We start from the raw sequence: 22,607 nt of genomic DNA on the forward strand, positions 1-22,607 counted from the left end.
CAATAAGCAATTTTGTGTTAGACTCTTGCGATTAATTTTTCATGATAATGTATAAACCATGCTAGAAAATATCCGTATCGTTCTTGTTGAAACCTCACACACTGGCAATATGGGCTCAACGGCCCGCGCAATGAAAACAATGGGGCTTTCAAACCTTTATTTAGTCAACCCACTTGTTGAACCTGATTCTCACTCTATCGCATTATCGGCGGGAGCGAGTGATGTTATCGGTAATGCCAAAGTCGTGAAATCTCTCGATGAGGCGCTGGAAGGGTGCAAACTGGTTATTGGCACCAGTGCACGTTCTCGTACGCTTTCTTGGCCAATGGTTGAGCCTCGTGAATGTGGCGTAAAATCGGTTGAACAAGCTAAAGATGCACCCGTTGCCATTGTTTTTGGGCGTGAAAGAGTCGGCTTAACTAACGAAGAATTGCAAAGATGTAATTATCATCTTTATATTCCGACTAACCCTGAATATGGTTCGTTGAACTTGGCGATGGCGGTACAGTTGGTCAGCTACGAAATCCGCATGGCGTATTTGGCAATTGCTGAAAAAAATACGCAAACATCAGTGGATGATGAGGTAGAATACCCACCTGCTGAAGATTTAGAGCGTTTTTACGTTCATCTTGAAAGCGTATTGAATGAATCCGGCTTTATTCGCAAGGCGCACCCAGGGTTGATTATGAATAAACTACGACGTTTATTTACCCGTGCCCATGTAGAAACTCAAGAGTTGCATATTCTTCGTGGCATTTTGACTTCAATGGAAAAATGGGCGAAAAAATGAGGTTAATGCTGTGGTAAAGTAAGCAATAATACTTGAGTAAATTAGTCAGGTAAATAGTTGACCAAATTACTCAGGTATGTCACAATTATTGCATATTTTACCACGGAGTATTTATGTTATGAGACTCACTTCTAAAGGGCGTTACGCAGTAACTGCGATGTTAGATGTCGCGTTACATTCTCAGACAGGTCCAGTACCTTTAGCTGACATTTCTGAACGTCAGGGAATTTCCCTCTCTTATCTTGAGCAACTCTTCTCTCGTTTACGTAAAAACGATTTAGTTTCTAGTGTGCGCGGTCCTGGTGGTGGTTATCTGCTTGGGCGTGACGCAGACCAAATTTTTGTTGCTGAAGTAATTGCTGCGGTTGATGAATCCGTTGATGCGACTCGTTGTCAGGGTAATAAAGAAGGTTGTCAAAATGGTGACCGTTGCTTAACTCACGCATTATGGCGTGACCTAAGTGACAGAATTACAAGTTTCCTCAGTAGCATTAGTCTTGATGAATTAGTTAAAAATCAAGAGGTTATGGATGTTGCTGACAGGCAAGATAATGAAAAGCGTAAAACGATGCTAAACGGCATTACGCCAGAGTCCATTATCAATATTCGTGCCTAATAGTTCGTATCTAACATAAAGATAGATTATAAATTGCAGTCGATCACCAAATAGTGAAAAAGCCCAGTTATAGCGGTTTCCACTCTTGGGGTCATTAAAAAATTAAAGGCAAAGTTGTCTTGTCCTTTGGAGTATGTGAGCAATGAAATTACCGATTTATCTAGATTATTCAGCTACAACGCCAGTTGACCCACGCGTTGCTGAAAAAATGATGCAATGTTTAACAATGGATGGGAATTTTGGTAACCCAGCATCTCGTTCACACCGTTTCGGCTGGCAAGCTGAGGAAGCGGTAGATATTGCACGTAATCAAATCGCTGAATTAGTGAATGCGGATCCGCGTGAAATCGTTTTCACATCAGGTGCAACAGAATCTGATAACTTAGCTATCAAAGGTGCAGCCCAATTTTATCAGAAGAAAGGCAAGCACATCATCACATGTAAAACAGAGCACAAAGCTGTTCTGGATACATGCCGCCAATTAGAGCGCGAAGGTTTTGAAGTGACTTACTTAGCACCTCAAAGCAACGGCTTAATCGACCTGAAAGAGTTAGAAGCGGCAATGCGTGAAGATACTATTTTAGTGTCAATCATGCATGTGAATAACGAAATTGGTATTGTTCAGGATATTGCTGCAATTGGCGAATTATGTCGCAGCCGCGGTATCGTATTCCATGTGGATGCGACGCAAAGTGTAGGTAAATTACCTATCGATTTGTCAGCATTAAAAGTTGATCTAATGTCATTCTCTGCTCACAAACTATACGGACCAATGGGTATCGGCGCGCTGTATGTTCGTCGTAAACCGCGTATCCGTTTAGAAGCGCAGCAACACGGCGGTGGTCATGAACGTGGTATGCGTTCAGGAACATTACCTGTTCACCAAATCGTGGGTATGGGCGAAGCGTATCGCATCGCTAAAGAAGAAATGGCTCAAGAATCTGAACGTCTGCGTGGTTTACGCTTACGTTTATGGAACGGTATCAAAGATATCGAAGAAGTTTACCTGAACGGTGACTTAGAAAATGGTGCGCCGCACATTCTTAACGTCAGCTTCAACTATGTTGAAGGTGAATCATTAATGATGTCGTTGAAAGACCTAGCAGTTTCCTCTGGTTCCGCTTGTACATCTGCAAGTTTAGAACCTTCTTATGTGCTGCGTGCTTTAGGTATGAATGACGAACTGGCTCATAGCTCAATTCGCTTCTCTTTAGGTCGCTTTACCACAGAAGAAGAAATTGACTATGCAATCAAACAGATTCATGGTGCAATCGGCCATTTACGCGAGCTGTCTCCTTTATGGGATATGTTTAAAGCAGGCGTGGATCTTAACAGCATCGAATGGTCTCACCATTAATCAGACAGTTTTAGGAGTTTAAGAATGGCTTACAGCGAAAAAGTTATCGATCATTATGAAAATCCACGTAACGTTGGTTCATTTGATAACAATGACCCAAGCGTGGGTAGCGGTATGGTGGGTGCACCTGCTTGTGGTGACGTCATGAAATTGCAAATTAAAGTCAATGATGATGGCATTATCGAAGATGCACGCTTTAAAACTTATGGTTGCGGTTCTGCGATTGCATCAAGTTCACTGGTTACAGAGTGGATGAAAGGCAAAAGTTTAGATGAAGCCGAGTCAATCAAAAATACAGCAATCGCTGAAGAGTTAGAATTACCACCAGTGAAAATTCACTGTTCAATTCTGGCTGAAGATGCAATTAAAGCTGCTATTGCTGATTATAAAAGCAAACGCCAAAGCAAATAATAGATAAATATCAGTAAGTAAGAGCTATTTCTTAGATTATATTAACAACAAAATATATAGCTCAGTTACTGATAAATAAGCTCAAATTAATTAAAGATGTATTTATTATGCAACTTTAAATATAATGAGTTGTACCGATGATTTGAAGGCGGATGCTAATAATTTCTAGCATCTGCCTTGTTTGTTTCTAAAGTGAGGTTTGCAATGTCGATTTCTCTTACAGAAAGTGCAGCGCAACGAATTCAATCGTTCTTGAAAAATCGTGGTAAAGGCGAAGGTTTGCGCTTAGGTGTAAGAACTTCAGGTTGCTCAGGAATGGCATACGTGCTTGAATTTGCTGACGTAATTAATGAAGAAGACACCGTTTTTGAAGATAAGGGTGTTAAGGTCATCGTCGATGGCAAAAGCATGGTTTATTTAGACGGCACTGAGCTGGATTTTGTGAAAGAAGGCTTAAATGAAGGGTTTAAATTTAATAACCCTAACGTTAACAGTGAATGCGGATGCGGTGAAAGTTTTCACGTATAATGTCTTTAAATGAGCATGACTTTGACCAATGTAACTAATGCAGCGCTAATAACCACATGATTTTTAGCAAAACTTAGCTACATTGGTACCCGGTTCGAGAAACTGAGCACTTATGGATTACTTTACTCTCTTTGGGTTAACCCCTAAATATGCGATTGATAGTGAGCAACTCACACATCGCTTTCAAGAATTACAGCGACAATATCACCCCGATCGCTTTGCTACCTGTTCAGAACAGGAAAAAATGCAGGCACTTCAGCATGCTGCAACTATCAATGCGGCATATCAATCGCTTCGTCATCCGCTAAAACGTGCGGAATATATGCTGTTATTGCAAGGTTATGACATTAATAACGAACAACATACCTTACATGACACCGCATTTTTGATGGAGCAACTCGAATTACGCGAAGAGTTAGATAACATCGAAAACAGTGCTCAACCTCTTGAGCAGCTGTCTGTTTTTATGAAAAACGTCAAACAAATGCAACAGACTCGTAGCGCTTTGATGGTCTCTGAACTCGACTCTATGCAGTGGGAAAAAGCCGCTGATACCGTCCGAAAATTGCGTTTTCTCGATAAGTTACAGCAACAAGCTGAGCAACTCGAAGAACGGTTACTAGACGACTTTTAAGAGAAAACGATTATGTCTTTATTACAAATAAGTGAACCGGGAATGACCGCTGCACCGCACCAACGTAAATTGGCGGCGGGCATCGATCTTGGTACAACACATTCATTGATTGCGACGGTTCGTAGTGGTGAAGCTGCGGTGTTACCCGATGAACACGGTCGTTATCTGCTACCTTCAATCGTGAACTATCAAACGGATAATCGTATTGTCGGCTGGGAAGCAAAACAACTTTCTGAGCAAGACCCAGTGAACACTGTCATTTCTGTAAAACGAATGATGGGGCGCTCATTGGTTGATATTCAAGCTCGTTATCCAAATTTACCTTATCAGCTGACAGCTAGCGAAAATGGTTTGCCTTTTATCCAAACGGCTGCCGGGCAAGTCGATCCAATTCAAGTTTCTGCTGATATTTTAAAAACGCTAGCAAAGCGAGCAGAGCAAACGCTTGGCGGAGAAATGGATGGTGTCGTGATCACTGTTCCAGCTTATTTTGATGATGCGCAGCGCCAAGGGACGAAAGATGCTGCTCGTTTAGCGGGATTACATGTTCTACGTTTATTAAACGAACCCACAGCAGCTGCGATAGCTTATGGTTTGGACTCAGGCCAAGAAGGAGTTATCGCGGTTTATGATTTAGGTGGCGGTACTTTTGATGTATCAATTTTACGCTTGAGTCGTGGTGTATTTGAAGTGTTAGCAACCGGTGGAGATACAGCCTTAGGCGGTGATGATTTTGACCATGTGCTAGCTCAATGGATTGCACAGCAAGCGGGACTTTCTGTTCAGGGAGATCACCACTTAACGCGCCAGCTATTGAACATTGCCACTGAAACGAAAATCACGTTAAGTGATGCTGATTCAGCAACGATTACACTGCCAAACTGGCAAGGTAACATCAGCCGTGAAACCTTTGAGTCATTGATTGAAACTCATGTAAAGCGCACCTTAATGGCATGTCGCCGTGCATTAAAAGATGCGGGAGTGGAAAACAGTGATGTTCTGAATGTCGTGATGGTTGGCGGTTCAACTCGCGTCCCATTAGTTCGTAACAAAGTGGGCGAATTTTTTGGTCGTACGCCATTAACCTCTATCGATCCAGATAAAGTTGTGGCAATTGGGGCGGCAATTCAAGCTGATATTTTAGTGGGTAATAAACCTGATAGCGAAATGCTACTATTAGATGTCATCCCACTTTCATTAGGTTTGGAAACGATGGGCGGCTTAGTGGAAAAAGTGATCCCACGAAATACCACGATCCCTGTGGCTCGCGCGCAAGAATTTACAACCTTTAAAGATGGGCAAACCGCGATGAGCGTTCACGTAGTACAAGGTGAACGTGAAATGGTGGCAGACTGCCGGTCATTAGCCCGTTTTACTCTGCGAGATATTCCGCCAATGGCAGCGGGTGGGGCTCATATTCGTGTCACATTCCAAGTTGATGCAGATGGCTTACTCAGCGTGAGTGCGATGGAGAAATCCACAGGTGTAGCAGCATCGATTCAAGTTAAACCCTCTTACGGTTTAACTGATACTGAAATTTCAACCATGATTAAAGATTCAATGACTAACGCGCAAGAGGATTTGAATGCGCGCCGCTTAGCGGAGCAAAAAGTTGAAGCGGCAAGAGTGCTTGAAAGTTTAACGACTGCATTAGAGCAAGATGCACATTTACTGACTCCAACCGAAGAGTTAGAAATTGATAATGCAGTCAATGAGTTAATCCAAGCAGTAGAAGGCACAGACCCTACTGTTATTGAAAATGCAATTAAACAACTGGATAAGAAATCCCAAGAATTTGCCGCTCGCCGAATGGATGCTTCTATTCGTCAGGCGTTGTCTGGCCATTCTGTGGATGAGATATAATTATGCCTAAAATCGTTTTTTTACCTCATAGTACGTTATGTCCGGAAGGTGCTGTCGTTGAAGCACAAGAGGGCGAATCTATTTTAGACGTAGCACTGCGCAATGGAATTGAAATTGACCACGCCTGCGAAAAGTCCTGTGCATGTACAACTTGTCACTGCATCGTGCGTGAAGGATTCGACTCACTTGAAGAGAGCAGTGAACTCGAAGATGACATGCTAGACAAAGCTTGGGGCCTAGAGCCGGAAAGCCGTTTAAGCTGCCAAGCATTAGTGGCGGATGAAGATCTGGTTGTCGATATTCCGAAGTATACGATTAACCATGCTAGAGAATGAGTTAGCTATGAGCTTAAAATGGACAAACAGTCGTGAAATCGGTGAAGCGCTCTATGATGCTTATCCGGATACAGACCCAAAAACCGTGCGTTTTACCGACATGCATCAATGGATCTGCGATTTAGAAGATTTTGAGGATGACCCTCAGAAATCTAACGAAAAAATCCTTGAAGCCATTTTGTTAGTCTGGCTGGATGAATACGAATAAGATAGTTGGATAAAGCCGGATAGCAATGAATAAATTGCATCCGGTTTTTTTTCATCTGTGATATGACCTATTAGAAAATAAAATGATCCAAAAGAGCCTATTAATCCGATAGGTACTAAACTCAATATTATGACCATTTTTAGGGTATAGTTGGTGAATTAGCAAAGATTTATAGCAGAAAGTGATAAGCTAAATTTAATGGTCTGCTAAATTCAAGACCCGCAATAATTAACTTAGTGGATAAAGTGAGAAAAATAATGACCAAACAAATTATGCCATTCATGATTACATGTGAACCTGCAGCGCCATGCTGGGGCGAAGGCGCTCTATTAAGTTCAAACGATAAAGGCATGACTATCCATCTTAAGCACCCAGGCAAACTGTGTGCTGTACAAAGTGCTGGTCGTAAATTAGATAGCCAAGGCATTCGCAATGTGTCATTAACTGGCGAAGGCTGGGACTTAGAAAAAAGTTGGGCATTTTGGCAGGGTTTTCGCGCACCAAAAGGGGCAAGAACTATCGAGTGGCCTGCTTTACAAGAAGCGGATCGCAAAGAATTAGAACAGCGTATTAATACGATTGATTGGGTTCGTGACATCATCAATGCGCCTGCTGAAGAATTAGGACCGGAGCAGCTCGCTCAACGTTCAATCGACCTAATGTGCAAAGTGGGCGCTCAAGATATTAGCTACCGCATTGTTAAAGGTGATGATCTATTAGAACAAGGTTACACGGGTATTCATACCGTGGGTCGTGGATCTAGCCGTCCTCCTGTATTGCTGGCGTTGGACTACAACCCAGGCAAAGACGAAAAAGCGCCAGTGTTTGCTTGTTTAGTGGGTAAAGGGATTACTTTCGATTCAGGAGGCTATAGCATTAAGCCTTCTTCTTCAATGAACTCGATGAAAGCGGATATGGGTGGTGCGGCAACATTGGTTGGCTCGTTAGCGCTTGCGATTACTCGTGGTTTAAACAAACGTGTGAAATTATACCTGTGTATTGCTGATAACATGGTGAGTGGTAATGCCTTCAAGTTAGGGGATATTATCCGTTATCGTAATGGTAAATCTGTTGAAATCATGAATACAGATGCGGAAGGTCGCTTAGTTCTGGCAGATGGCTTGATTGATGCAAGCAACGATAAACCAACCTTACTGATTGATGCAGCAACCTTAACAGGCGCAGCAAAAACCGCAGTCGGCAATGACTACCACTCAGTATTGAGTTTTGATGACAAATTAGTGGCTGAGTTAATGTCAGCGTCAGACGAAGAGTTTGAATTATTCTGGCGTTTACCATTAGCTGAATTCCATCGTCAGCAATTACCTTCTGGTTTTGCTGATCTGAATAACATCGCTGCACCATCTCATACGGCGGGTGCAAGTACAGCGGCAGCCTTCCTGTCTCACTTTGTTGAAAACTACCGTCAAAACTGGGTACATATCGATTGTTCAGCAACTTACCGTAAATCACCAGTGAGTTTATGGGCAGAAGGGGCAACCGGTATTGGTGTGAGAACATTAGCCAACTTACTTCTCAAAAAATCAAAATAATTCGCGTTATAATGAAATCGCAGTGGTGCAGTCAATGCAGCCTGCGATTTTTTCTTTAACATGAATGGTTTTTGAATTTAGACGATAATATTTTTGGTTGTAGAGGATATTGAATGACGCAACAATCCCAAAACCTAACAACAGACTCGCAATCCGATGTTCAGTTTACTGAACTCACGGTGCCGGAAGGTTCTTCATTAAAATTAAGCGTTCTCGAACAAGAACCTGAAGAATTGACAGCGGCGCTCAGTGAGTTTTTTAAACAACATAAAGTCGTACGACGCGCGTTTATTGTTTCGGTTCAAGAAGTGGAAGATGAACAATTTGATGATATTTTGATGATAGCGTTGGAATTTGTTCCGGGCGCAGAAAATATCGATGAAATTATTCAAGAAGCTGGCGCAACCGCGTGCGAATATATTGACGAAGATGAGTCTATTGATTTTTGTGTCGTCAATGAAGACGAAAAAGGGCTAAGTCACTTCATTACCCAGCATGTGGCACCTTTTTACCAGCGCCGTCTAGGCAGCTTCTTACGCGACAGCATCCCCATCAAAAATACCTAATTTCCTCCTCTAAAATAAAGACGCGGCTTTTACCGCGTCTTTATTTTTTCATGTCATTTTTTCCGTTTTGTCTGATAGGTGTTGGTGTTACATTCTGTTAAATTATGCATTCAATTAATGCGCATGCTTATTATTGCGGATTACACACTAAGCTCAATCATCGCAACGTATTTAAGTTCAAGAGCTGCTCTTGAGCTTCATTAACATAATAAATTAACTTAATAAGGGATGGGGCGGTAATGAAACAACAATCAAGTTGGACTTCATTGGCGGGTCTAAAAACGAAAAAGCGTTATGTAGCATTAGCCTTAGCGTCCGTTATGGCATTAGCGGGCTGCGATAATACTGACGATACCACGAAAAAAGAGGGTAATGTCTCCACCTCAGCGGCAGAAACGAGTACTAAAACGGCGCCTGTTGCAGAACAAAAGCAGGCAGCGCCTAAGCTTTCCAATGAAGAGTTAGTGAAAAAATATGCCGGGAAAGATCTGGAAATTTTGGATGCCTCAGAATTGCAACTTGATGGTGCGAGCGCCATGGTGGTGACGTTCTCGGTGCCATTACAACCGAATCAAAACTTTGGTCAGTATCTGAATCTGGTGGATGTAAAATCCGGCAAACTGGATGGAGATTGGGAACTGTCTGATAACCAAATGGAGTTACGTTTCCGTCATTTACCGCCATCGAAAGAATTAAATCTTTCCGTTAATCCGGGTGTGAAAGCCGTTAACGAGCGTACCATTACAAACAGTTTCGAGAAAAAATTCCAAACTGCGCAGATTATTCCAACCGTTGGGTTTGCGAGTAAAGGGTCGCTGTTACCCAGTAAAGTGGCACAAGGTTTACCGGTTATCGCTTTGAACGTGGATAAAATCGATGTTAACTTTTTCCGTATTGATGAAAAGCAGTTACCGCAATTCCTCGCAATGTGGCAATACCGCAGCAATTATGAATACTGGTATTCCGATGAGTTCCTCGACAAAGTTGAATTAGCCTACACTGGGCGCTTTGATTTAAACCCAGACAAAAATACCCGCCAATCCATTCTCTTGCCATTGAAAGATATTAAAGAGCTGCAACAAGATGGCGTCTACTTGGCGATCATGCAAAAAGCGGGTAGCTACAGTTATCAATTCCCAGCGACAGTCTTTACCTTAAGTGATATCGGTGTGTCATTACATAGCTACCATGATCGTGTGGATATTTTCACGCAATCATTAGCGAAAGGTTCGGCAATCAAAGGCGTCGAACTACGTATTTTAGATGAAAAAGGTCAGTTAGTGACGAAGGGCACTACTGATGGTGACGGTCACGCTCAGCTAGATAAACTAGCGGGCGGTAAATTATTGCTGGCAACCCACGAAGGGCAAACCAGTATGATTGACCTGACTCAGCCTGCGTTAGACTTGTCTGAGTTTGATATCTCGGGTCCTTCCGGTTATGCCAAACAGTTTTTTGTTTTTGGTCCTCGTGATTTATATCGTCCCGGTGAATTACTGTTAGTGAATGGTTTACTGCGTGATGGCGATGGTCAGCCTGTGAAATCTCAGCCAGTTAAAGTGGATGTCTTAAAGACCGATGGTCAAGTCTACAAAAGCTTTGTGTGGCAGGGCGATGAAAAACAAGATGGTCTGTATCAGTATCAGCTAGAGATCCCTAAAAATGCTGAAACGGGTGGCTGGTCACTGCGTTTTGATTTAGGTGACGGGTCTCCACAACGTTACTACAAATTTAACGTTGAAGATTTTATGCCAGAGCGTATGGCTCTGGATATTACAGGCAGCGAAAAACCTGTATTAATCACGCAGCCTGTTGAATTTGATATTAAAGGTCGTTATCTCTATGGCGCACCAGCAGCAGATAATCAGCTGCAAGGGCAAGTATTACTGAAAGCAAACCGCGAAGCAGTGGCGAAATTACCAGGTTTTGAGTTCGGTGCGACTAATGAAGAAGGATTACCCCGTAAGCTGGATGAGTTTGATTTAACCTTGAATAACAATGGCGAAACTGTGATTTCCCTACCACAAAGTAATTGGGAATCAACACGCTCCCCGATTACCGCTGTTCTGCAAGCTAGCTTACTTGAGGCGGGCGGTCGTCCGGTGACTCGCCGTGCTGAACAAGCGATCTGGCCAGCGAAAAAACTTGTTGGTATTCGTCCGTTATTCGAGAAAAAAGAGATCTACGATTACCGAACTGACCGTTACACAAAACGTTATAACGTCGATGAAAACTCTTTAGCTGAGTTTGAAATTGTCATGTCAGACATGGCTGGACACAAGCTGGCTGCTGAAAACCTCACGGCGCGTTTAGTGTATGAGCGTCGTGATTACTATTGGAGCTGGTCAGAAAGTGGCGGCTGGGTCTCTAACTACGACCAAAAAGATTTGGTGATGGCGAATGAAAATATATCCATTGCGAAAGATGGTACCGCTAAGATTTCATTCCCAGTGGATTGGGGCTCATTCCGTTTAGAAATTACCAACCCTGACAATGAGCTTGTCAGTAGCATTCAATTCTGGGCAGGCTTCTCTTGGCAAGATAATACGGGAGGCAGTGGTTCTGTTCGTCCTGACCAAGTGAAACTCAGTCTGAATAAACCAGCTTACTTACCGGGTGAAAAAGCCAAAGTCCGCATCGAAGCGCCAAAAGCAGGTAAAGGTTATATTCTGCTTGAATCTAGCAGTGCACCATTATGGTGGCAGGAAATTGATGTCCCAGCTGGCGGGTTAGATGTGGAAGTGCCGGTGAATAAAGAGTGGGCACGCCATGATTTATATATCTCTGCGGTGGTTGTTCGCCCAGGAGATGATTCCAAAGAGGCGACTGTTAAACGCGCCGTTGGGGTATTACACCTGCCGCTAGCCGATGAAAATCGTAAGATTGCATTGGCACTGAACGCACCGACAAAAATGCGTCCAAATGAAGATCTGAAAGTGAAGATCAAAGCCACTTCTCAAGATGGCAAGCCACTGCCTGAAACAGTGAATGTATTGCTCTCTGCGGTCGATACTGGCGTATTGAATATCACGGATTTTAAAACGCCAGACCCTTACGATGCTTTCTTTGGTCGTAAGCGCTACAGCGTTGACCAATACGATGTGTATGGTCACTTAATTGAAGGGCAAGGGAAGCTAGCCAATCTGCGCTTTGGTGGTGATGGTGAAGATGCCGCACTTGAGCGTGGTGGTATGAAACCATTAACTGAAGTGCAGATTATTGCAGAACAAGCGCAACCTGTTGCCTTAGATAAAAATGGCGAAGGAGAAATTACGTTAGCTATCCCTGATTTTAATGGAGAGCTGCGACTTATGGCGCAAGCGTGGAACCAAAAAGATTTTGGTCATGCTGACAGCAAAGTAGTGGTTGCTGCACCATTAGTGACGCAAATGTCGATGCCGCGCTTTATGGCGGGGGGCGATAAATCTTACTTCGCGTTAGATCTTACCAACATGACCGACAATACGCAGAATGTGACTGTCACATTTAAAGCGTCGGGCATGGTGAAATTAGACGGTGCACCAACCCGTGATATCGAACTGACCAAGGGCAAGCGTACCACAGTGACGCTGCCAGTCAGTGCTGATTATGGTTTTGGTGAAGGTGAAGTCTCCATGACCATTAACGGCGTGAAAGTCGAAGGGGAAGCGGAGAAAGAGTACAAAAACAGTTGGAAAGTGGGCGTGCGTCCAGCACAACCGGCTGAAACTGTAGCATTTGCTACCGCGATTGAGCCGGGTGAAATTTGGTCATTACCAACCAATGATTTTGCTTATTTACAGCAAGATACGCTGGAAGGGCAAGTTCTGCTAACGAGTCGTCCACCACTGCAAATTGCACGCTATATTCGCGAGCTGTTCGCGTATCCATACGGCTGTTTAGAACAAACCGTGAGTGGGCTGTATCCGTCACTGTTCTCTACACAAGCTGAACTGCAAAAACTGGGGATTAATTCACAAACTGACGCTGATCGCCATAAAGCGATTGAGTTAGGGATCCCTCATTTATTGAGCATGCAGCGTGACGACGGTAGCTTCTCCTTGTGGGATAAAATGGGACGTGAAGAGTATTGGTTAACCGCCTATGCGACGGATTTCTTAAATAAAGCCAATCAGCGTGGTTTCTCTGTACCGCAAAGTGCATTAAATAATGCGAATACACGCCTGTTAAGCTACTTACAAGATGGTAGCCAAGTGAGTTATCCGTACACGGATCAGCCAGACGCATCCCGTTTTGCGATCCAAGCCTATGCGGGCTTAGTGTTAGCGACTCAGCAGAAAGCGCCATTAGGAGCACTGCGTCAAATCTATGGTCAAGCCAACAATGCGACCAGCGGTTTAGCGTTAGTTCAACTGGGTGTGGCATTAAACCTGATGGGTGATAAAGCGCGTGGTGAAAGTGCCATTATTGATGGTATGAAGAAACAGAGCGCACGTTACAGCAGCATTGGTGACTATGGTTCAGCGATCCGTGATGATGCGATGATCGTGGCATTGTTAAATGAATATAACTTGATGCCAAAATCCCGTGACCAAAAACTGCAAACGCTATCTAACAACCTGACTTCACAGAAGTATTTCTCAACTCAAGAGAGCAATGCCCTGTACTTAGCCGGTCGTTTCTATGCTAATGAAACAGAAACACCATGGAAAGCGCTAGTCAATGGTCAAGAGCCACCATTGGTTTCAGATAAACCAGTGAGTGAGTTCTTAACTAAACAACAGCTAGTAAATGGTTATAGTGTTGAAAACAGCGGTACAAGCACACTGTATACTCGCTTGAATGTTGTCGGTTATCCGATGCGTTCACCGAAGCCATACTCAAATGTGCTGGATATCAAACGCAGTTACTACGATATGAAAGGCAACCGTATTTCAATCGATAGATTAAGAAGCGGCGAAATGGTGGTGGTGAAGTTGGAAGTGAATGCCAACCAAACTGTCCCTGATGCACTGGTGGTGGATTTATTACCTGCAGGCTTAGAGTTGGAAAACCAAAACTTAGCCAATAGCAGCGCGAACCTCAGTGAATCTGCGCCAAATCTGCAAGAGATGATTGATGATATGCAGCAGTCGCAAATTCGTCACATGGAATACCGTGATGACCGTTTTGTTGCGGCAGTAGAAGTTCAACAATATCGTCCAACTACACTGGTTTACTTAGCTCGCGCAGTAACGCCGGGTGTATATAACAAACCAGTACCACAGGTGGAATCCATGTATGTGCCAGAGTGGCGTGCAACGGGTTACTCCGATGGTCAGTTGGAAGTGGTTCGTTAATTGACATTGAATCAATATCGCTATTGATTTAGATGAAGATAAAGAGGGAAGCGTGTGTTTCCCTCTTTTTTTAGTATCATAAAAACAAATAATAACTCTCGGTATATTGACGAATGAAGAGATGGCTACGTCGCATTGGGTGGACGCTACTGGTTTTGGTCGTGGTATTGCCACTGGCCTTTTTAGCCGCAGATAAAATTTGGCCGCTGCCAATCAAGCAGATTGAGATGGCACGCACGGTCGTCGCGGGGGATGGGACTCCGTTATGGCGCTTTGCCGATAAAGAAGGAATTTGGCGTTTCCCCGTTAAATTAGATGAGGTCTCGCCAGAATATATTGACGCGTTATTAACCTATGAAGATCGCCATTTTTACCAGCATCCGGGGGTTAATCCATTTTCATTAATGCGTGCAGCTGGGCAGTTAGTGAGCTCTGGGCGCATTGTCTCTGGGGGCAGCACCATCTCAATGCAGGTGGCAAGGCTGATTGACCCACATGAGCGTACGTTTGGCGGAAAACTCAAACAGTTATGGCGTACCGCACAGCTGGAATATCACTATTCCAAAGATGAAATCCTCGAAATGTATCTTAACCGTGCGCCTTATGGGGGCACGATTGAGGGCATAGGTGCTGCCAGCTGGGTTTATTTGAATAAATCCCCCGCAAAATTAACCGCAAGTGAAGCAGCATTATTTGCGGTTTTACCCCAAGCGCCAAGTCGTTTAAGACCTGATAGATACCCAGAACGGGCGCAAGCAGCACGAGATAAAGTACTCGACAGACTGGCTGAATACCAAGTTTGGAGTACTGAAAAAGTCAATGAAATTAAGCAAGAGCAAATCTGGCTTGCCCCACGTAAAAATCCGCATTTAGCGCCATTATTGGCACGTCGGATGGTTAAAGATTCCCAAGAATCCATCGTGGAAACTACCATTGATGCTAGCCTGCAAAAGCAGCTTGAAGATATGGCGATGAACTGGAAAAACCAATTACCCAAGCAAACTTCATTAGGATTGCTGGTGGTTGATCACACGGATATGAGCGTGAAAGCGTATATCGGGTCGATTGATTTTCAGGATGATAGTCGCTTTGGTCACGTGGATATGATCAGTGCATGGCGCTCGCCCGGCTCAACACTCAAGCCATTTTTATATGCGCTGGCCATGGATGACGGCTTGATCCACGCCGAATCACTGTTACAAGATGTGCCTCGTCGATTTAATGATTATCGTCCCGGTAACTTTGATAGCGGCTTTAATGGCCCTGTCAGTGTGAGTGATGCGTTAGTGCGCTCATTAAACTTGCCTGTTGTGCAACTGCTGGATGTGTACGGCAGTAAGCGTTTTACCGCGCAATTACGTAATGTCGGAACCGAGCTGCGTTTTCCTGTGGGGGGAGAACCCAATTTATCGTTGATCTTAGGCGGAACAGCAGCGCGTATGGAAGATTTAGTGTCGGCATACAGTGCATTTGCTCGCCAAGGAAAAGTGTCTCCACTGCGTTATCGACCAGCGGATGTGATTCGCGACCGAGCCTTGATGTCACCGGGGGCGGCATGGATTGTTCGTCGAATTATGGCTGGAGAAGCGCGTCCTGTACCGGATGCAAATCTATCTGGACAACCAAATCTTGCCTGGAAAACAGGAACCAGTTATGGTTACCGTGATGCGTGGGCGATTGGTGTAAATCCTCGATATACCATTGGCGTTTGGGTCGGGCGCCCTGATGCGACACCTGTTGCGGGGCAGCTTGGCTATGCCACTGCTATTCCTATCATGAATCAAGTCAATAACATGCTATTGACGCGGATTTATCAATCTCGCGAAGTGCTCCCAAAAGATTCAAGACCTGCGAGTGTCAGCCAAGCCGTCATTTGCTGGCCGGGTGGAACCTCATTATTGAAAGAAGATAGTAATTGTCGCCAGCGTCGTTTGAGTTGGATTTTAGATAATACAATTCCACCAACGTTAATGGCACGAGATCAAGAATCCTCATTGGGACTCAGACAAAAAGTGTGGGTCAATGAACAAGGTTTACAAGTGGCGGCGGATTGCCCGAATGCGGAAGAAAAAGAGATCCATTTATGGCCGATCACTGTAGAGTCATGGTTGCCGGCAAGTGAAAAACGGGTAAATCGACTACCTAAACCAGATACGGCATGTCCTCCATTGAACCTTGAAATGCCACCATTGTTAATTTCTGGGATCCGCGAAGGGGAAGTTCTCCAGCGTTTACCCGGAAAAACCAGTTTAGACCTGCGTTTACTCACTCAAGGTGGGCAAGGACAAAAATGGTGGTTTTTAAACGGTGAGCAAGTGAACAATACAGAGCAAAATGGGGCAATTTTGCTGACGCTCGAAAAAAGTGGAAACTACCAAATATCTGTCTTAGATATGAGTGGACAGGTGACTGCTATCAACTTTAAGGTGAAGTGATAGCATAAAACAGTGACTTAATTAAAAAGTTAGCATTTTTTGCTATAAAAAGATTAACAAAATGTTGTTGTGACTGTAGGAAATTGTAATCCAAGCCCCTATAATCAACGCCCTATTTTTCTGCTTCCTAACATCAGGAATAGAAATAATATAAAAACTACAACAGACACATATTCTTGGTTCTTCATATGCCCCTCTTGAAATCCTAGTGGGAACATTGGGTTAAGTAAGAGAAATAAAGCAGAGAATAAAGAGTAAAAGTCAAGTCAATCGCTAAGAGGTTATTTATGGCTGTTCAACGTACATTTTCTATCATCAAACCAAACGCAGTTAAGAAAAACGTCATCGGTGCAATTTACAACCGTTTTGAAAGCGCAGGCTTCAAAATCGTTGCAGCTAAAATGATGCACCTGACTCGTGAACAAGCTGAAGGCTTCTACGCTGAGCACAAAGGTCGTCCTTTCTTTGATGGTCTGGTTGAATTCATGACTTCTGGTCCAATCATGTTACAAGTGTTAGAAGGCGAAAACGCAATTCAACGTCACCGTGACCTGATGGGCGCAACTAACCCAGACAACGCATTAGCAGGTACTTTACGTGCTGATTACGCTGACAGCTTCACTGAAAACGCAACTCACGGTTCAGACTCTGAAGAATCTGCTGCACGTGAAATCGCGTATTTCTTCGCTGCTGACGAAATCTGCCCACGCTAAGGCGTTCTCAATAATGCATTAGCATTATTGTTATAATATTTGTACAATATGTCGCCCTGTTAATTATTGCGTTAACAGGGTGATTTATTTTTAGTCGTCCTGACTAATCGCAATCCCTATTTTACGTCGTGCTTTTCGCACTGCCGAAAGTGTAATAACGAGGCAAACTCAATGTCTGATATGACTACTAATGCACAGTGTGCAACTCCTTCTGCTGTATCTGTTACGCCAGAAAAAAACGATCAACCGCAAAGAAATAATCAAAAAATCAATCTACTGGACTTAAACCGTAAACAGATGCGCGAATTTTTTGCTGAGCTCGGCGAAAAGCCTTTCCGTGCAGATCAAGTTATGAAGTGGATTTACCACTATTGTTTCGATGATTTCGATCAAATGACCGATATCAACAAGGTGCTTCGTGCCAAATTAAAAGAAGTCGCGGAAATTCGTGCGCCGGAAGTTGCTGATGAGCAACGTTCATCGGATGGCACAATTAAGTGGGCTATCAAAGTGGGTGATCAACTGGTTGAAACGGTGTATATCCCTGAAGCTGATCGCGCAACACTGTGTGTCTCTTCTCAAGTTGGCTGTGCACTGGAATGTAAATTCTGTTCTACCGCGCAGCAAGGTTTTAACCGTAACTTACGTGTTTCCGAAATCATCGGACAAGTTTGGCGTGCGGCTAAAATCATCGGTTCGCTGAAGTCTAGCGGTCGTCGTCCTATCACCAACGTGGTGATGATGGGGATGGGGGAGCCGTTATTGAACTTAAATAATGTGGTTCCTGCGATGGAAATCATGTTAGATGATTTTGGTTTTGGCTTGTCAAAACGCCGAGTGACTATTTCAACATCAGGGGTTGTTCCTGCGTTGGATAAACTGGGCGATATGATTGATGTGGCGCTTGCAATTTCGCTGCATGCGCCAACAGATGATGTACGTGATGAAATCGTACCAATCAATAAGAAATATAATATCGAAACATTCTTAGCCAGTGTGAATCGTTATTTAACAAAATCCAATGCGAATGCGGGACGTGTCACAGTCGAGTACGTCATGCTTGATCATATCAATGATAGCGTTGAGCAAGCGCACCAATTAGCGGAATGCTTGAAAAACACGCCGAGTAAAATCAACTTAATCCCATGGAACCCGTTCCCAGGTGCTCCCTATGGTCGTAGCTCCAATAGCCGCATTGACCGTTTCTCTAAAGTATTGATGGAATACGGTTTTACCACTATAGTTCGCAAGACTCGCGGTGATGATATTGATGCTGCATGTGGACAGCTTGCAGGTGATGTGATTGATAGGACGAAACGAACCTTGAAAAAACGCCTTGCTGGGGAACCTATCCAGGTTAAATCAGTCTGATATATAGATAATATCTAATCAGTGGGTTAGCTTATGATTCAGGGCGTTTTATGGTTAGGCAAAACGTCCTGGTTCGCCTACAATAGTTAAAGCGGCATATCATGTTTATTGTTGTTGAAAACTATGACGTACGCAGACGGGTAAGGTGGCGTAAAATCCACTTTATATTTATTAAACTTGGAAACAGTGTTGCCAGCAAATGACTATCGAAAATAATACCGAACAAACTTCTCTCACTGTAGGACAATTATTATCCCGAGCGCGTGAACATATGGGTTTAACGCAAGAAGCGGTTGCGGAGCGACTGTGTCTTAAAGTGAGTACGGTAAAGGAAATAGAACAAGATATTCATCCTGCGGGTGTTGAACCGACGTTTTTACGTGGTTATATTCGTCTGTATGCGAGAATGGTTGGAATTCCTGAGAATGACATCAATTCCCTCTTGAAAAGTGATGTTCCTGCACAGGCCCCGAATGTTTCTCCAATGCAAAGTTACTCATTAGGCAAAAAGCGCAAAAAACGTGAAGGTTGGCTAATGAAATTGACTTGGTTGATCGTCATTATTTTGATTGCGATGATTGGTATCTGGTGGTGGCAAGACCATAATGCGCAACAAAAAGATTTGCTGACGATGGCTAACCAAAATGACTTAGTGCTGACTCAGCAAGATACGAGTAGTGAGCCTGTTAGCAATGTCACTGTTGATGCACCGCTTGCGAACAACAATAGTGCCGAACAGGCAGAGCCTGCTCCCGTCTTAACGGATGCCCAAACAACCACGACGAATACTGAGACAGATGGCGTAAAAACGATCCCTCTGCCGAATGCGCCACAAACTATCCCTTCCGTTGATAGAGTCCAAGCGGATGCGACTCAAACAGTAGATATGCCAGCAGTAACGAGCAATGGCTTAACGTTGAATTTCTCTGGTCAGTGCTGGTTAGAAATTCGTGACGCAAATAATAAAGTGTTATTCAGCGGCATGAAAAATAGTGGCGATAAACTTGAACTTGATGGGGCGCAACCTTACCGTTTAAATATTGGGGCTCCGGCGAATGTCACGGTGCAATTCCAAGGTAAAGACGTTGATTTAAGCCGCTTTATCAAAGCGAAACGTTCCGCGAAATTTAAGCTGCCAGAAGCATAAAAATGTAACGAATTGAAAGAAGCAAACTCTATCCTAAAACACTCTTTGTGATAGTTTATAGTTTGCTTTCTTGTGTATAGTGGGGCGCGTTAAAGCAATGACCATACACTATGCCATGATATTAAAGAGCGCCATGGTATTATAATGAGCACATGGATGTTCGGAGAATTAAACTAAAATGCATAACGAATCACCAATCAAAAGACGTAAATCCACGCGTATTTATGTAGGTAATGTTCCTGTCGGTGACGGCGCACCTATCGCTGTTCAATCAATGACCAATACCCGTACAACTGATGTTGAAGCCACTGTCCGCCAAATTAAAGCGCTTGAGCGCGTTGGGGTGGACATTGTGCGTGTATCTGTTCCAACAATGGATGCAGCAGAAGCCTTTAAGCTCATCAAACAGCAAGTTGATGTACCTCTGGTCGCTGATATCCATTTTGACTACCGTATTGCCCTAAAAGTCGCAGAATATGGCGTTGACTGCCTACGTATCAACCCTGGCAATATCGGCAGTGAAGAACGAATTCGTCAAGTTGTTGATTGTGCTCGCCATTACAATATCCCGATCCGTATCGGTGTGAATGGCGGATCGCTAGAAAAAGATATTCAAGAGAAATACGGTGAACCAACGCCGGAAGCTCTAGTTGAATCGGCAATGCGCCATGTGGATATTCTGGATAGGCTCAACTTTGACCAATTCAAGGTTAGCGTCAAAGCGTCCGATGTCTTCCTTGCGGTAGGATCTTATCGTTTATTAGCACAAAAAATTGATCAACCTCTTCATCTAGGGATCACAGAAGCGGGCGGTGCACGTTCAGGTTCAGTGAAATCGGCTATCGGTTTAGGCATGCTGCTCTCGGAAGGGATTGGGGATACATTACGTATTTCTCTCGCAGCAGATCCCGTTGAAGAAGTTAAAGTCGGTTTTGATATCCTCAAATCATTGCGTATTCGTTCTCGGGGCATCAACTTTATTGCTTGCCCAACATGCTCACGTCAAGAATTTGATGTGATTGGCACAGTGAATGCGTTAGAACAGCGACTGGAAGATATTATTACGCCAATGGATGTGTCTATCATCGGTTGTGTCGTGAATGGTCCAGGAGAGGCGGAAGTCTCTACCTTAGGTGTTGCGGGTGCAAAAACCAAAAGTGGATTCTACGAAGATGGTGTTCGTCAAAAAGAGCGTTTTGATAATGACAACATTATTGACCAGTTAGAAGCCAAAATTCGTGCCAAAGCGGCAATGCTGGACGAAAGCATGCGAATAAATGTTAATCAAATCGAAAAATAATAATTAGAAACTGGCTCCTCATGAGTCAGTTTTTCTATTTATGCCCGTGATTAGCGGTGTTAATCACGGTAATTTTTTCTTAAAATTACGCCATAGCGACCAAAATCAACAGATAATTCCCGATTCCTCGGTGGATTTGCAGTTTGTTGATTGAACCTGATGACATTTCGCTCTTATAATCGACCTTATGTAATTCTGAAAATAGAGAAATAAAGTGGGAAAAAATATCCAAGCCATTCGCGGCATGAATGACTATTTGCCAGCAGATACTAGAGTGTGGCAAAAAATCGAAGCAACATTGAAAAATATCTTACAAGGTTATGGTTTCAGTGAAATTCGTACCCCGATTGTAGAGCAGACCCCGTTATTTCGTCGGGCGATTGGTGAAGTGACTGACGTTGTTGAAAAAGAGATGTACACCTTCAATGACCGTAACGAAGAGAGCCTCACACTGCGCCCAGAAAATACCGCAGGTTGTGTCCGTGCCGGTATTGAGCATGGTTTGCTGTACAATCAGGAACAGCGCTTGTGGTATTTAGGACCTATGTTCCGTTATGAGCGTCCACAGAAGGGGCGTTATCGCCAATTTCATCAACTTGGCGCTGAGGTTTTTGGTCTAGCAGGTCCTGACATTGATGCTGAAGTCATCTTAATGACTGCCCGCTGGTGGCGTGCACTTGGGATCAGTGAGCATGTGACTCTTGAGCTTAACTCAATCGGTTCATTAGACGCGCGTGCAAACTATCGCGACGCATTAGTGGCGTTCCTTGAACAGCACAAAGATAAACTGGATGAAGATTGTAAACGCCGTATGTATAGCAATCCTCTGCGTGTTTTGGATTCTAAAAACCAAGACATCCAAGCATTATTAAATGATGCTCCTGCTCTGTTTGACTATCTTGATGCAGAATCCCGTGAGCACTTTGAAGGTCTGTGCAAGTTACTAGATAACGCGGGTATTCAATACCGAGTTAACCAGCGCCTAGTTCGTGGTTTAGATTACTATAACCGCACGGTATTTGAGTGGGTCACTACCGCGTTAGGCTCACAAGGCACTGTCTGTGCTGGTGGTCGTTATGATGGTTTAGTTGAACAACTGGGCGGTCGTGCGACGCCAGCAGTGGGTTTTGCTATGGGCATGGAACGTATGGTTCTGCTCGTACAAGAGGTGAACCCAGAATTTACAGCGGACACTTCAGTTGCAGATGTGTATCTGGCTTCATTTGGTGAAAATAGCCAACAAGCTGCGTTATTAATTGCAGAGAAAGTCCGTGATGAGTTACCAACCTTACGTTTAATGACTAACCACGGTGGCGGCAACTTTAAGAAACAACTCGCTCGTGCCGATAAGCAAGGGGCGAAAATTGCCCTGATCTTAGGTGAAGACGAAATTAACAATAGCCAAGTGACGTTGAAAGACTTACGTACTGGTGAGCAAGAAACTATTTCACAGCAACTCGTGGCATCGCGTATCGCTGCGCTGTTAGGTTAAGGAGAGACA

18 protein-coding genes are annotated in these 22,607 nt (G+C 43.8%); all 18 read left to right on the forward strand.

What is annotated here, in order from left to right:
- The first annotated feature begins 58 nt into the window (after nt 1-58).
- The 18 genes from trmJ (at nt 59) to hisS (ending at nt 22,598) form a co-directional block, all read left to right on the forward strand.
- Entirely contained in the window at nt 59-790 is a 732-nt protein-coding gene (trmJ, locus tag PR766_RS00290; protein ID WP_006658646.1) for a tRNA (cytosine(32)/uridine(32)-2'-O)-methyltransferase TrmJ, read from the forward strand.
- 118 nt (nt 791-908) lie between these two features.
- Nucleotides 909-1,406 (forward strand): Fe-S cluster assembly transcriptional regulator IscR, encoded by a 498-nt coding sequence (iscR, locus tag PR766_RS00295; RefSeq protein WP_006658645.1) that lies wholly within the window; start codon nt 909-911, stop codon nt 1,404-1,406.
- A gap of 142 nt (nt 1,407-1,548) precedes the next feature.
- Nucleotides 1,549-2,763 (forward strand): IscS subfamily cysteine desulfurase, encoded by a 1,215-nt coding sequence (locus PR766_RS00300; protein ID WP_006658644.1) that lies wholly within the window; start codon nt 1,549-1,551, stop codon nt 2,761-2,763.
- A 24-nt stretch (nt 2,764-2,787) separates the two neighbouring features.
- The gene (iscU, locus tag PR766_RS00305) at nt 2,788-3,174 is read left to right on the forward strand and encodes a Fe-S cluster assembly scaffold IscU (RefSeq protein ID WP_006658643.1); all 387 of its coding nucleotides are present in this window, start codon (nt 2,788-2,790) and stop codon (nt 3,172-3,174) included.
- 204 nt (nt 3,175-3,378) lie between these two features.
- Entirely contained in the window at nt 3,379-3,702 is a 324-nt protein-coding gene (gene iscA / locus PR766_RS00310; protein ID WP_006658642.1) for an iron-sulfur cluster assembly protein IscA, read from the forward strand.
- A gap of 112 nt (nt 3,703-3,814) precedes the next feature.
- The gene (gene hscB / locus PR766_RS00315; RefSeq protein WP_006658641.1) at nt 3,815-4,336 is read left to right on the forward strand and encodes a co-chaperone HscB; all 522 of its coding nucleotides are present in this window, start codon (nt 3,815-3,817) and stop codon (nt 4,334-4,336) included.
- A 12-nt stretch (nt 4,337-4,348) separates the two neighbouring features.
- Nucleotides 4,349-6,199: a Fe-S protein assembly chaperone HscA gene (gene hscA / locus PR766_RS00320; protein WP_006658640.1), complete on the forward strand. Its 1,851-nt coding sequence runs from the start codon at nt 4,349-4,351 to the stop codon at nt 6,197-6,199.
- A 2-nt stretch (nt 6,200-6,201) separates the two neighbouring features.
- The gene (gene fdx / locus PR766_RS00325; protein WP_006658639.1) at nt 6,202-6,534 is read left to right on the forward strand and encodes an ISC system 2Fe-2S type ferredoxin; all 333 of its coding nucleotides are present in this window, start codon (nt 6,202-6,204) and stop codon (nt 6,532-6,534) included.
- A gap of 7 nt (nt 6,535-6,541) precedes the next feature.
- Nucleotides 6,542-6,742, forward strand: coding sequence for a Fe-S cluster assembly protein IscX (gene iscX, locus PR766_RS00330; RefSeq protein WP_006661301.1), 201 nt, complete (start codon nt 6,542-6,544; stop codon nt 6,740-6,742).
- 257 nt (nt 6,743-6,999) lie between these two features.
- Nucleotides 7,000-8,295 (forward strand): aminopeptidase PepB, encoded by a 1,296-nt coding sequence (pepB, locus tag PR766_RS00335; protein ID WP_154636376.1) that lies wholly within the window; start codon nt 7,000-7,002, stop codon nt 8,293-8,295.
- Between the two features lie 113 nt (nt 8,296-8,408).
- Nucleotides 8,409-8,861: an enhanced serine sensitivity protein SseB C-terminal domain-containing protein gene (locus PR766_RS00340; RefSeq protein WP_006658636.1), complete on the forward strand. Its 453-nt coding sequence runs from the start codon at nt 8,409-8,411 to the stop codon at nt 8,859-8,861.
- A gap of 239 nt (nt 8,862-9,100) precedes the next feature.
- A complete protein-coding gene (locus PR766_RS00345; RefSeq protein WP_154636377.1) occupies nt 9,101-14,140 on the forward strand; it encodes an alpha-2-macroglobulin family protein in 5,040 nt (1,679 codons plus the stop codon).
- 113 nt (nt 14,141-14,253) lie between these two features.
- Entirely contained in the window at nt 14,254-16,575 is a 2,322-nt protein-coding gene (gene pbpC / locus PR766_RS00350; protein WP_154636378.1) for a peptidoglycan glycosyltransferase PbpC, read from the forward strand.
- 287 nt (nt 16,576-16,862) lie between these two features.
- Nucleotides 16,863-17,288: a nucleoside-diphosphate kinase gene (gene ndk, locus PR766_RS00355; protein WP_006658631.1), complete on the forward strand. Its 426-nt coding sequence runs from the start codon at nt 16,863-16,865 to the stop codon at nt 17,286-17,288.
- Nucleotides 17,289-17,459: 171 nt separating this feature from the next.
- A complete protein-coding gene (locus PR766_RS00360; protein WP_006658630.1) occupies nt 17,460-18,659 on the forward strand; it encodes a bifunctional tRNA (adenosine(37)-C2)-methyltransferase TrmG/ribosomal RNA large subunit methyltransferase RlmN in 1,200 nt (399 codons plus the stop codon).
- A gap of 199 nt (nt 18,660-18,858) precedes the next feature.
- Nucleotides 18,859-19,806 carry a cytoskeleton protein RodZ gene (gene rodZ, locus PR766_RS00365; RefSeq protein ID WP_036974985.1) on the forward strand — a complete coding sequence of 316 codons (948 nt, stop codon included), beginning with the start codon at nt 18,859-18,861 and terminating at the stop codon, nt 19,804-19,806.
- 178 nt (nt 19,807-19,984) lie between these two features.
- Nucleotides 19,985-21,106 (forward strand): flavodoxin-dependent (E)-4-hydroxy-3-methylbut-2-enyl-diphosphate synthase, encoded by a 1,122-nt coding sequence (gene ispG, locus PR766_RS00370; protein ID WP_006658627.1) that lies wholly within the window; start codon nt 19,985-19,987, stop codon nt 21,104-21,106.
- A 214-nt stretch (nt 21,107-21,320) separates the two neighbouring features.
- Entirely contained in the window at nt 21,321-22,598 is a 1,278-nt protein-coding gene (hisS, locus tag PR766_RS00375) for a histidine--tRNA ligase (RefSeq protein WP_006658626.1), read from the forward strand.
- The last annotated feature ends 9 nt before the right edge of the window (nt 22,599-22,607 follow it).

Source organism: Providencia sp. PROV208 (assembly GCF_028479465.1).
In the GTDB taxonomy this organism is placed as follows: Bacteria; Pseudomonadota; Gammaproteobacteria; order Enterobacterales; family Enterobacteriaceae; genus Providencia; species Providencia alcalifaciens.

Coding starts and splice junctions, on each gene's coding strand:
- rodZ (WP_036974985.1), top strand. CDS start 18,859: ATGACTATCGAAAATAATACCGAACAAACTTCTCTCACTGTAGGACAA.
- pepB (WP_154636376.1), top strand. CDS start 7,000: ATGACCAAACAAATTATGCCATTCATGATTACATGTGAACCTGCAGCG.
- hscA (WP_006658640.1), top strand. CDS start 4,349: ATGTCTTTATTACAAATAAGTGAACCGGGAATGACCGCTGCACCGCAC.
- PR766_RS00345 (WP_154636377.1), top strand. CDS start 9,101: ATGAAACAACAATCAAGTTGGACTTCATTGGCGGGTCTAAAAACGAAA.
- hscB (WP_006658641.1), top strand. CDS start 3,815: ATGGATTACTTTACTCTCTTTGGGTTAACCCCTAAATATGCGATTGAT.
- fdx (WP_006658639.1), top strand. CDS start 6,202: ATGCCTAAAATCGTTTTTTTACCTCATAGTACGTTATGTCCGGAAGGT.
- PR766_RS00360 (WP_006658630.1), top strand. CDS start 17,460: ATGTCTGATATGACTACTAATGCACAGTGTGCAACTCCTTCTGCTGTA.
- iscX (WP_006661301.1), top strand. CDS start 6,542: ATGAGCTTAAAATGGACAAACAGTCGTGAAATCGGTGAAGCGCTCTAT.
- PR766_RS00340 (WP_006658636.1), top strand. CDS start 8,409: ATGACGCAACAATCCCAAAACCTAACAACAGACTCGCAATCCGATGTT.
- ndk (WP_006658631.1), top strand. CDS start 16,863: ATGGCTGTTCAACGTACATTTTCTATCATCAAACCAAACGCAGTTAAG.
- pbpC (WP_154636378.1), top strand. CDS start 14,254: ATGAAGAGATGGCTACGTCGCATTGGGTGGACGCTACTGGTTTTGGTC.
- iscA (WP_006658642.1), top strand. CDS start 3,379: ATGTCGATTTCTCTTACAGAAAGTGCAGCGCAACGAATTCAATCGTTC.
- iscR (WP_006658645.1), top strand. CDS start 909: ATGAGACTCACTTCTAAAGGGCGTTACGCAGTAACTGCGATGTTAGAT.
- iscU (WP_006658643.1), top strand. CDS start 2,788: ATGGCTTACAGCGAAAAAGTTATCGATCATTATGAAAATCCACGTAAC.
- ispG (WP_006658627.1), top strand. CDS start 19,985: ATGCATAACGAATCACCAATCAAAAGACGTAAATCCACGCGTATTTAT.
- trmJ (WP_006658646.1), top strand. CDS start 59: ATGCTAGAAAATATCCGTATCGTTCTTGTTGAAACCTCACACACTGGC.
- PR766_RS00300 (WP_006658644.1), top strand. CDS start 1,549: ATGAAATTACCGATTTATCTAGATTATTCAGCTACAACGCCAGTTGAC.